We start from the raw sequence: 11096 nt of genomic DNA on the forward strand, positions 1-11096 counted from the left end.
TATTTATATTATGTTAATTATATCATAGAGATTCTATTAAATTAAGGAATTAAAAGAATACTATTAATAAAATACCCCTTTGTGTTAGAATAAATTGTTAGAAATTAAAAGGAGGTTCTCATGAAGAAATTCATCCGTGAAAAATATAGAAATGTAGAAGAATCTATTTATGCTGTAGACTACTCAAGCATCTATCCAGACTTTATCAACTTTGGTGTTGGTGACCCCGACCTTATGACTGACGAAGTAATAATAAAGGAAGCCTACGATTCACAAATTGCAGGTCACACTCACTACGAAGATCCACAAGGCTACATAGGTCTAAGAGAAGCTGTAGCAAATTTTTATAAAGAAGACTTTGGAGTTTTTTGCGACCCTGATGAAGTTGTGATTACAATGTCAGGGACTGAAGGAATGTTTTTAATCCTTCAAGCCCTCTTAGAAGAAGGCGACGAAGTAATAGTTCCTTCACCCTACTTCAGCGTCTACCCAGACCAAATCGACATGGCTGGAGGAAAGACTGTCTTCTACGATACAAAATTCGAAAATGATTTTGACATAATTCCAGAAGAACTTGAAAAGTTAATAAATAAAAAAACTAAGGCAATTATCATAAACACTCCCAACAATCCAACGGGAGCAGTCTATAGTGACGAGACCCTAAAGGCAATCTATGATCTTGCAGTTAAGCACGACATCTTAGTTATTTGTGACGACATCTACACAATTTACTCCTACGAATCTGCCTTCACTCCAATGATAAAGTGGGACAAGAACTTTGAGAGAGTGATCTCTATCTCCTCTATGTCCAAGGACTATGTAATGACTGGTTGGAGGCTTGGCGCTATCGTTGCCCACAAGGACCTTATCAAGTCCATGACATCAATTCACACAAACACAGTTTATTCTGTGCCAACACTTTGTCAGTACGCAGGCGTTGTTGGAATAAATCAAAGGAAGAGGATCTGTCCGCCCCTTGCAGAAGAGTACAAGGAGAGAATGTACCTTGCCTACGACAGATTAAAAAAATTAAAGCACGTAGAAGTAATGAGACCTAAGGGAACTTTTTACATCTTCCCAAAAATTTCTGTCCCAGGCATGACAACCGATGAAGTTGTAAAAGAAATTTTGGAAAAGGCTCACGTAAACCTAATTGATGGCAAGGCCTTTGGTTCAGCTGGCGACGGATTCATAAGAATTGCCGTAACAGTTAACAAGGACAAGATTAACGAAGCCCTTGATAGGATAGAAAAGTTAGAAATTTTTCAAAAGTGATTTTCTTTTGAAAACAAATTAAAAATTTTTTAAAAATTAAAAATCATAAATTAGTATTCACGCAAAGAAAGACTGAGTCATAAAAAGCTCAGTCTTTCTTAATTTCTTATAAGTTTATAAAATTATTTGCCCAACTTATTTTCTCTTCCATAATAAAAGAGGTATTGGTTGGCGAAGCCTGCGTTCTTACCAAAGACTTCCCTGCCACGACTTGCTATCTTGGACTTTGGTGTAACTTCTTTTAAATATAATTCTTCCATAACCCTCTTTATCCAAACGTCAACTGGGAAGGACTCCTTCCTATCAAAGGCAAAGAGGAGGATGCAGTCGGCAACCTTTGGTCCCACTCCTGGAAGACTTTGAAGTTCCTTTCTAGCATCTTCTAGGTCCATTTCAGAAATTTTTTCTATGTCAACTTGACCTGATGCAATTAGCTTTGAGGCCTCGACTATCCTCTTGTCACGAAAGCCAACTCTTGCGAACTCACGAAGGTCCTCTGGCTTGGCAAGAGAAAGTTGCTCTGGACTTGGGAAGGCATAGTATTTTCTATTTTTATCTTCTCCAAGATAGTCCCCGTACATCTCGGAAATTTTTTCAATTGCCTTTTGGATCCTAGGGATTTGGTTGTTGGCAGAAATTATAAAGGAGATAATTGTCTCAAACTTGTCTTGGTTTAATATCCTTATCCCTCTGCCATAGTCTGTGGCATCTTTCATAACCTCGTCTTGGGCAAGCTCTTCCATTACGACCTTGTAGTCACGAGAAAGGTCAAAGTAGTCATAAAAAATTTCTTCAAAGGACTTTTCATCTACTCCCTTTAAAATTATTTCATCTCCAACTTTTTTTGCGTTGGCAACTATGCCGTGAGTTACAAAGGTAAAGGACCCGTCCTCTTCTTCATACCACCTAAAGGCCTGCCCACAAGTGAAAATATCTCTGGGATCAAACTCTTCTAGGTCAGTGATCTTACAAAGACCTTCATCAAAATTTATCTTCATTAAAAATAAAACTCCTATAAATAAAAAACCTATTATAAAATAATAGGTCAGATAATTTCTTTCATAAAATAAGATAGGGTTAGAAGGGAATCGTTAAGTCTTATGTTTTCAACTACAACGCCTTCAGGTCCCTTTAAGTCATAGGGTGCGAAGTTCCAAATTCCTCTTACACCTGCATCAATCACTTTGTTTGCCACATCTTGGCAGACTTCCCTAGGCACAGTGATGATTGCAACATCTACTCCTTCATCTCTTATGTATTTTTCCAAGTCCTCCATCTTGCGGACCTTAATCCCACTTATGTCACCTATGTTTTCCTTGATGTCAAAAAGTGAAATCACATTAAAACCAGAATCCCTAAATCCATTGTATCTCGCAATGGCCTGTCCCAGTCTACCAGCACCAATAACTATACTCTTGTAAGACTTGTCTATTCCAAGAATTTTATCAATTTGTTCTTTAAGGGCCTTAGTATTGTAACCATATCCCTGTTGACCAAAGCCTCCAAAATTATTTAAGTCCTGTCTAATTTGCGAAGCAGAAAAACCTGTGAGTCCACTAAGTTCCTTTGAAGAAACTCTCTCAACTCCATCTTCTATAAGTTCTTTTAAGTATCTATGATAAACTGGCATTCTCCTTATTACGGTCTCGGAAATAGCTCTTGCATTCTTCGGCAAATTAACACCTCCTAATTGTTTATATTATAACAATCTTTACAAGTTTTGTAAATTAAAGGAAAGCTATCTTTTTATTTTGTTTTATATTTTTTTATGACTTTACCCTTTACTATGACTTCGTATTTTTTTATCAGCTTATACTTTTTTATGAACTTGTACTTATTTATAAACTTGTAGTTTTTTATTAAGTCCTATTTTTCTATAAACTCGTATCTTTCTATGAACTTATGCTTTGTTACGAGCTAGTATTTAACTACTAACCCATAAAAATTCCTACAAAAAAATCGCCCTGAGGCGACTTTTAATCTTCAACTAAAACTCCTTGAACCACAAGCCTTGTATCTCCTGGCGAACAAGTTTGCAAAGTTATAATATGATTTATCTTATCTGGCATCTCTCCACTTACAAGATTTCTCTCCTTGTTGTAGTTGTAAATCCTGTAAAGACTTACTAGCAAGATTATCACAAGAAGAATTTCTATTATATTTATTATTTTTTTCTTCATTTATCTCCCTTTCGGTTTCTTTTAACTTTTAAAGATAAATCGCTGCTGCCACAATCATAGCAGTTATAGCCATTATAAGCCTTCCTAAAAGTAGGAATAAATTTTTCAAAGACTTGTCTTCTTTATAAATTTTAAACTGTCCAGGGATTCCTCTCGCCCAAGAGATTGCAAAATATACAAATGCAAAACATTTTAATAATTTCATATCATGACTCAAAAAAGTTTTCTGCTATCATGCATCTAATTGATCCCCCACCATGTTTTGAAATTGTCTCAACATCAATTGGAAGGATCTCATCGTATTTTTCAATTTTTTCTATATTTTCTTTTCTAAGATTGTCATAGGCTGACTGAGCTATAACAAGAATGTTTTTGTCATGGCCCTTTAGTTCAATAGAATTTCCTGCAAAGTTATCAAACTCTTCTTGGTTGAGAGAAATTATTTCCTTGCCTGACTCCCTTAGGGACTTTAGAACTTCCTCTTTATTTTCTACTATTAAGTCATCTGCAATAATGGCAAACTTTTCTCCCACCATCATCAAGACGTTAGTGTGGTAGATGTAAGTTCCCTTGTCCTTGGACTTGAAGTAGACAGGTTTTAAGTCAAAGACCTTGCAGAATTTTAAAAATTCGCCCTTGTCGCAACGCTTTGAAAGACTTCCGTAGCAGATCTTATTCCACCTGTCGATTACAACAGCGCCAGTGCCTTCAAGGACTCTTCCTTCATTATTTCTGAAGTCAACTATTTTTGCCTTGTCGTAGTCAAGAATCTTCTTAAGTTGTGGAAGGATTTTGTCGTACTCTTCATTTCTATTGTCTGTGTACATTTCACAAATGAAAATTTTACCAGGGAAGGTCACAAAGACATTGTTGGGGAAAATTGAATCTGGTGTCCTCTCATCAAAGTCTTCGATGACATCAACATGAATATTTTTTTCTCGCAAGGCTTCCACAGCTCTATCAAATTCTTTTAAAGCCCTCTCTTGAATTACTTCCTTAGAAGTTTTCTCTGGGCTAACTTGGTAGACATTATCCACTGCTGTCTCTGTATTAAAATTAAAGGCATAAGGCCTAACTAAGATCACTTTGTTTGTTATCATAACTCTCTCCTTTACATCAACTAAGTCAATTATAACAAATTTCCAATAAAAAGCCCTCCACTAAGGAGGGATAAATTTTTCATTTATGAATTTTTTCTCACAAGTAATAGTTTATTACATTCTCAAGAAGTAAGAGGTTAGTAATATTTCCTATTCCACCAGGCACTGGGGAGAAGGCTCCAATCTTTCCCATGACAGCTTCTTCATCAAGGTCGCCACGATACTTGCCTTCCTTGTTCTTTGAAGTCCCAATATCAATAACAACTGCGTCTTCTTTGAAGTATGTTTCATCAAGAGTCTCTGCCCTTCCCATGGCAGTGAAAATTATATCGGCAGACTTAGTGTGCTTCCTAAGGTCCTTAGTCCCCACGTGACAAACTGTTACAGTTGCAAGTTCACTTAACAAAATCATAGCAAGGGGTTTGCCAACAACATTGGAGTGGTTAATAACTACCACATCCTTGCCCTTTAATTCGTAACCATAAAAACCTAAGAGCTCATGAGCTGCCTTTGATGCAAGGGGGATAAAGCCATCAAGGTGACCGCTATAAACCTTAGCCCTGTTAATTGGATTCATGCAGTCAATGTCCTTTTCTGGATCAAGGGCAAGAGAAATCACATCTTCGTCAATGGACTCTGGGAGAGGTCTAAAAACAAGTATGCCCCCAACTTTTTTGTCCTGGTTTAAGTCCTTTAAGCAGTCTAAAATTTCTTCCTGACTCACATCTTCTTTAAATTCATTTACATCAACACTAACTCCAAGTTTTTCTGCAGACTTTTTTATTCCCTTCAAGTAAGCAAGTGATCCATAGTCCTCGCCCACTCTTATAATAGAAATTATTGGCTTGTCCTTTAAGCCTTCAACTTTCTCAACCAGGTCCCTAGTCTTTTTTTCAACATAGTCCTTGGCGTATAAAATCTTTGTCATATTACCTCCTCTTTGTAAGAGCTTCTATTTTTATTTTTAAAATTTGTTTATCAAAATTTATTGCCTAGCAAATTTTTACTTAGTAGACAATCATTCCACCGTTGGGAGAAATTATTTGTCCTGTCATATAGGAGTTCTTGTCAGAAACCATAAAGGCGACAAGTTCTGCAATCTCTTCTGTAGTTGCAAGTCGACCCATGGGTATATCTTCTGACAAAATGCAGAGGTTGTCTGTCCCTATCTCTCTTGTCATTGGTGTATCAACTGCACCTGGGGCAACTGCGTTAACTGTTATGCCTGAGTAGCCAAGCTCTTGAGCAAGGGCCTTTGTAAGTGCATTGATTGCTCCCTTTGTTGCTGAGTAGTGACTCTCCATAGAACCGCCAACTATTCCCCAAATGGATGTCATATTCAAAATTTTTCCTGCGTGTTTCTTTAGCATGTAAGGAAGGGCTGCGTGAATTGCATTGTAAACTCCCTTGACGTTGACATCGAAAATCTCGTCCCAAGTTTCTTCGTCAATATCTTGGAAGAGGGCGTAGGAAGATATACCTGCATTGTTGATTAGGATGTCAACTCCCTTAAATCTTCTCTCAACTTCCTTAAACATTTCTTCAACTTCAGAAAATTTTCTCACGTCTGCCCTAAGGGCAAGGGCATCTCTACCCATGCCTCTAATTTCTTTTTCCAATTCTTTAGCTTCTTTTTCTGACTTGTTGTAGTTAATAATTATTCTATAGTCTTCTCTTGCAAGTCTTCTTGCAATATCTCTTCCAATTCCTCGTGAGGCACCAGTTATAAGTACAGTCTTCATCTTGTGTCTTCCACCAACCTTTCCTTCATTATACCAAATTTATAATAAGAATTTTGCAAAAGAAAAAAGCTATGTCAATGACATAGCCTTCTCCGGTAAATATGCTTTTAAATTATAGGTTAATTCTACCGTCTTCGAAGTCTTCTTCTGGGATAGGTTTCTTTACGATGTGTTTGTAATAAATTTTTTCAACTGCCATTGAAATAGCGTTGTCGCCTGTTACGTTACAAGCTGTACCAAAAGAGTCTTGAGTTAGGTAAAGTGAAATTAAAATTGTAGCAAGTGTTCCTGATGATTCGATTCCTACTACTGGTAAAAATGGTAGTGCACTCATTACTGCTCCACCTGGCGCACCTGGTGCTGCAACCATAGCAACTCCAAGAACTGCTATAAACTTAAGTAATAGCGGGAAAGAGTGTGGCATATCAAACATTGTTAGTAATGTGAATACGCAAGATGTAAGAGTAATCATTGATCCTGCTAAGTGAACTGTTGCACAAAGTGGGATACAGAATTCTCTAATTTGAGCTGTAACGCCCATTTTTCTGTTACAAGCAACGTTAACTGGAATAGTTGCTGCAGATGATTGTGTACCTGCTGCTGTTAGGTAAGCTGGAAGTGCATCCTTTAAACATTTGAAAGGATTTCTTCCTGTGTATGCACTTGCAACTGAAAATTGTACTACTATATAAATTATGTGTAGTGCGATGATGCAGATGAAGATCTTCCAGAATATTCCAAGAATTGCAAATACTGAACCTGAATATGATAGGTTACAGAAGTTACCAAAGATAAAGAATGGAAGTAGTGGAATTACAAATTTTGATAAAACTAGATTTATGATTTCGTTAAATTCGTTAATAGCCTTGTAAAATACTTCTCCAGATCCTTTAGCTCTAAGAGCAGAAACTGTAAGTCCAATCATAAATGCAAGAACAAGCGCTGCTGTTACGTCAATGAAAGGTCCAAGTGGAATTTCAAATAATGGTGCAACTTCATGTGCTGTTGCTTTTTGAATTTCTTCTGCTAGCTCTGGTTTAATAAAGCTTGGAAATATGTTTCTTGCCATTGTATAAGATAATGATCCTGCAATTAGTGTAGAACCATAAGCTAATGCAACTGTTGCTCCTAAAAGTTTTCCAGCACCTTCTGACAAGTCTGCAATACCCTTAGATACAAAGGCAACAATCATTAGTGGAATTATAAAGTTCAAAAATTTACCAAATAATCCTGATATTGTAATTGCTACTTGAGTTACTACTTCTGGTAAAAATTGTCCAACAAGAATACCCAGTGCAATTGCAAGAATAAGTCTAGGAATTAGACCTATTTTTTTCTTTTCCTTCATTTTCTTTAATCCTCCTTAATTTTTAAAAACTTAGCCCTAATTTCTTGGCCAGTTTTTGTACCTGCAAGTCCTCCAAGACCAGTCTCCCTAATAGATTCATGTAGCAAGTGACCAACTTCTCCCATTGCTTGACAAACTTCGTCAAAGGGAACAATTGATTTAATACCTGCAAGTGCCATATCAGCTGATATGAAAGAATTCATAACTCCTGATGCGTTCCTAAAGGTACATGGATACTCTACTAGTCCTGCTATTGGGTCACAGGCTAGCCCCATTACATTGATAAGTGTAATGCTGGCTGCGTGTAGTGCTTCGTCTGGACTTCCGCCAAGCATTTCAACTAATGCAGCAGCCGCCATTGCACTGGCAGACCCACATTCTGCTTGACATCCACCTTCAGCACCAGCGAACGTTGCATATTTACCAATAATTTGCCCTATTCCTATTGATGTCAATAGTCCATTTATCAAAACCTCATCATCCAAGCCATATTTTTCCTTAGCTGCCATTAAGGCTGCTGGCATAATACCAGAACTTCCAGCAGTAGGTGCTGCTGCTATAGTTCCCATATTTGCATTGGTCTCAGATGTGGAAAAGGCCATAGCCATTGCCCTAACTAGAAACTTTCCAGTTAAAGGGTCTTTTTCTTTTTGATAGTCGTTCATTCTTTTTGCGAATCCGTCTATCATTTTATATTCAGTTTCATAGGATTTGTCTAGTGTTTCTTGGGAAGATCTCTTCATAACCTCCAAGATTTCCCTGATCTTATTCTTCATCTCTTCTTCAGTCATTTTAAGAGCAGAAGTTTCTCCACTTAGAACTAAATCATATATGTGAAGATTATCCTTCTTACATGCTTCAATAACTTCTTTAGCTGTATTTAACATTTAAACCTCCACATATTTAGATGTAATATATCTGGAATTATTTAACAATTTATCTAGTACACTCTTATTTGCACTTTCATCAAGTTCAACTGTAAGAGTTACTATATTTGTAAGCTCGTCCTTACTTGTATTTATAGATTCAATATTGTAGGACTCATCAGCAAGTATAGTCGAGACATCTGCTATTACTCCCTTTTGTTCAGGATATTGGAATAAGAGTGTAGGGAACTTGCCATCATAATCAACTTCGATTCCATTGATGTCAACAATTTTCATATTTCCCCCACCAATTGAGGATCCAATTACATATTCACTGTCTCTGTCTTTATAATTAAATTTAATCTTCACTGTGTTTGGATGATAGTTTTCACCAAGATTAGTTGGTATGAAGGAATACTTTATTCCCCTTTCATCTGCAATTTTATAAGCATCTCTTATAGAACTGTCATAGGTTTTAAAACCCATTATGCCACCTAGAAGTGCCCTGTCTGTTCCGTGACCCTTATATGTAAAAGCAAAGGAACCATGAAGATAAAACTCAACGTTCTCGTAATCAGCTGGACAAATTTTGGCTGCCAATCCAGCGATTTTACAAGCGCCTGCAGTATGTGATGATGATGGACCAACCATTATTGGTCCAAGAATTTCAAATGAACTATACTCTTTCATTGGACTCCTCCTTATTACTTAGACCTTATTTTAGCATAATAAATTGAATTTGTGAAATGAAATTGCACTTGCAGACAGGATAATTATCCAATTTCTCATTATTTATACTTTAACAAAATTAAACATTTACTTCAATCTATTAACGCAATATAAGACTTTGCGATAAAGCCAAATATTGCTTGCAAGTATATAATAGATAATATAGTATTAATTATGAGGATATTATTTTCATTACAGAGGAGGAATTTATGAAAGAACAAAACAAAAAATTTAAAGACCAGAATGACGTTGGCGGATTTCTGAAAGGCGTAGAAAGAATTGGTAATGGATTACCACACCCTGCAATGATTTTTGCTATACTTAGTGCAATCGTAATCATCGTATCTTACTTTGCTGCAAAAGCAGGACTAAGTGTAACATACTTCGATGCCAAGGCTGGAGAAGAAGTTACTAAGGAAGCTGTTTCTCTACTTAACTGGGAAGGTCTAGCTTACATCTTTAACTCTGCAACAGAAAACTTCACAGGTTTTGCTCCCTTAGGAACAGTACTTGTAGCTATGCTTGGTGTTGGTGTTGCTGAAAACAGCGGACTTTTTAACGCAACTTTAAAAAGACTTCTATCTAATGTAAACCCTACACTTCTATCAGCTACAGTTGTTTTCGCTGGTGTAATGTCAAATATTGCATCTGATGCTGGTTATCTTGTAGTAGTTCCACTAGGAGCACTTATCTTCGCAAACGCAGGTCGTCATCCACTTGCTGGTATAGCAGCTGCCTTTGCAGGAGTTAGTGGTGGTTTCTCTGCAAACTTACTGCTTGGTACAACTGACCCACTACTTACAAATATCACAAACGAAGCATTAAAAGCTGGTGGTATTGATATGACCCTTGCCGCTACTTGTAACTGGTACTTCCTATTTGTATCAACTTTCTTAATCACAATAATTGGTACTCTTGTAACTAATAGAATAGTTGAAAAGAACTTAGGAGAATATCACGGATCTTATAAGGCTGACGAAAGTCCACTAACAGATGTAGAAAAGAAGGGCCTTAGAAATGCTCTTATAGCTTTCATTATCTTTGTTGTAGTTATGGCATTCTTAATGTTCCCAACAAATGCTCCATTTAGAGCCCTAGAAGATGGAAAAGACATTAAAACTCTTAAATTTTTCTTAGGTCACGGACTTATCCCTGCAATGCTACTATTATTTATGATTCCTGGTATTGCTTATGGTAAAACTGTTGGAACTATTAAAAATTCACACGACCTTGTTGATGCAATGACAAAGGCAATGAAGGGCATGGGTGGATACCTTGTTCTTGCATTCTTTGCAGCACAATTCGTAAAATACTTCAACCAAACAAACCTTGGTCTTATCCTTGCAAAAAACGGAGCAGACTTCTTAGAATCAATTGGACTAAAGGGACTACCACTTCTAATAATGTTCATCTTGCTATCAGCCTTCCTTAACCTATTCATGGGATCAGCTTCAGCAAAATGGGCAATTATGGCTCCAATCTTTGTACCAATGATGTACAACCTTGGACTTTCACCTGCACTTACACAAGTTGCATATAGAATTGGTGACTCTTCAACAAACATCATCACACCACTTATGTCTTACTTTGCAATGATCGTTGTATTCATGCAAAAGTATGACGAAGAATCTGGACTTGGAACTCTTACATCAATGATGCTTCCATACTCTATGTTCTTCCTAGTTGGATGGACAGCCCTAATGATAATTTGGTATCTAGTTGGTCTTCCAGTTGGACCTGAAGCACCACTTCACGTACAAGACATGGTTTCAATCTTATTTATTTAAAATAAAATATTCTCAATAAAAATAAACCCGGTGGAAAATGAACTGACCCCCAAAAGTTGGACTAACAAA

Annotated in this window: 12 protein-coding genes; 2 read left to right on the forward strand and 10 right to left on the reverse strand. The window is 36.8% G+C overall.

What is annotated here, in order from left to right; translation table 11 throughout:
• Positions 1-120: 120 nt before the first annotated feature.
• On the forward strand, positions 121-1275 hold the full coding sequence (locus HMPREF1864_RS07645) for an aminotransferase class I/II-fold pyridoxal phosphate-dependent enzyme (protein WP_062572197.1): 1155 nt from the start codon (positions 121-123) through the stop codon (positions 1273-1275).
• A gap of 122 nt (positions 1276-1397) precedes the next feature.
• On the opposite strand, the gene HMPREF1864_RS07650 is transcribed toward HMPREF1864_RS07645, so the two are convergent.
• The 10 genes from HMPREF1864_RS07650 to sdaAB all read right to left on the reverse strand — a co-directional run bounded on the left by HMPREF1864_RS07650 (position 1398) and on the right by sdaAB (position 9201).
• Positions 1398-2273 carry a DNA-3-methyladenine glycosylase family protein gene (locus tag HMPREF1864_RS07650; protein WP_062572198.1) on the reverse strand — a complete coding sequence of 292 codons (876 nt, stop codon included), beginning with the start codon at positions 2271-2273 and terminating at the stop codon, positions 1398-1400.
• 47 nt (positions 2274-2320) lie between these two features.
• Positions 2321-2950 (reverse strand): redox-sensing transcriptional repressor Rex, encoded by a 630-nt coding sequence (locus tag HMPREF1864_RS07655; RefSeq protein ID WP_062572199.1) that lies wholly within the window; start codon positions 2948-2950, stop codon positions 2321-2323.
• Between the two features lie 301 nt (positions 2951-3251).
• Complete coding sequence (locus HMPREF1864_RS08655) at positions 3252-3455, reverse strand: sortase family protein (protein WP_062572200.1); 204 nt, start codon at positions 3453-3455, stop codon at positions 3252-3254.
• A 28-nt stretch (positions 3456-3483) separates the two neighbouring features.
• On the reverse strand, positions 3484-3660 hold the full coding sequence (locus HMPREF1864_RS08555) for a hypothetical protein (protein WP_156435966.1): 177 nt from the start codon (positions 3658-3660) through the stop codon (positions 3484-3486).
• A 1-nt stretch (position 3661) separates the two neighbouring features.
• Entirely contained in the window at positions 3662-4555 is an 894-nt protein-coding gene (locus tag HMPREF1864_RS07665) for an arginine deiminase-related protein (RefSeq protein ID WP_062572201.1), read from the reverse strand.
• A gap of 97 nt (positions 4556-4652) precedes the next feature.
• A complete protein-coding gene (locus tag HMPREF1864_RS07670) occupies positions 4653-5483 on the reverse strand; it encodes a bifunctional 5,10-methylenetetrahydrofolate dehydrogenase/5,10-methenyltetrahydrofolate cyclohydrolase (protein ID WP_062572202.1) in 831 nt (276 codons plus the stop codon).
• A gap of 79 nt (positions 5484-5562) precedes the next feature.
• Complete coding sequence (ymfI, locus tag HMPREF1864_RS07675; RefSeq protein ID WP_062572203.1) at positions 5563-6297, reverse strand: elongation factor P 5-aminopentanone reductase; 735 nt, start codon at positions 6295-6297, stop codon at positions 5563-5565.
• A gap of 112 nt (positions 6298-6409) precedes the next feature.
• On the reverse strand, positions 6410-7645 hold the full coding sequence (locus HMPREF1864_RS07680) for a dicarboxylate/amino acid:cation symporter (RefSeq protein ID WP_062572204.1): 1236 nt from the start codon (positions 7643-7645) through the stop codon (positions 6410-6412).
• 5 nt (positions 7646-7650) lie between these two features.
• Positions 7651-8532 carry an L-serine ammonia-lyase, iron-sulfur-dependent, subunit alpha gene (sdaAA, locus tag HMPREF1864_RS07685; protein ID WP_062572205.1) on the reverse strand — a complete coding sequence of 294 codons (882 nt, stop codon included), beginning with the start codon at positions 8530-8532 and terminating at the stop codon, positions 7651-7653.
• A complete protein-coding gene (gene sdaAB / locus HMPREF1864_RS07690; RefSeq protein WP_062572206.1) occupies positions 8533-9201 on the reverse strand; it encodes an L-serine ammonia-lyase, iron-sulfur-dependent subunit beta in 669 nt (222 codons plus the stop codon).
• 248 nt (positions 9202-9449) lie between these two features.
• On the opposite strand from sdaAB, the gene HMPREF1864_RS07695 reads away from it, so the two are divergent.
• A complete protein-coding gene (locus HMPREF1864_RS07695) occupies positions 9450-11027 on the forward strand; it encodes an AbgT family transporter (protein ID WP_062572207.1) in 1578 nt (525 codons plus the stop codon).
• Positions 11028-11096: the final 69 nt, after the last annotated feature.

Source organism: Peptoniphilus sp. DNF00840, from assembly GCF_001553125.1.
Classification (GTDB): domain Bacteria; phylum Bacillota; class Clostridia; order Tissierellales; family Peptoniphilaceae; genus Peptoniphilus_A; species Peptoniphilus_A vaginalis.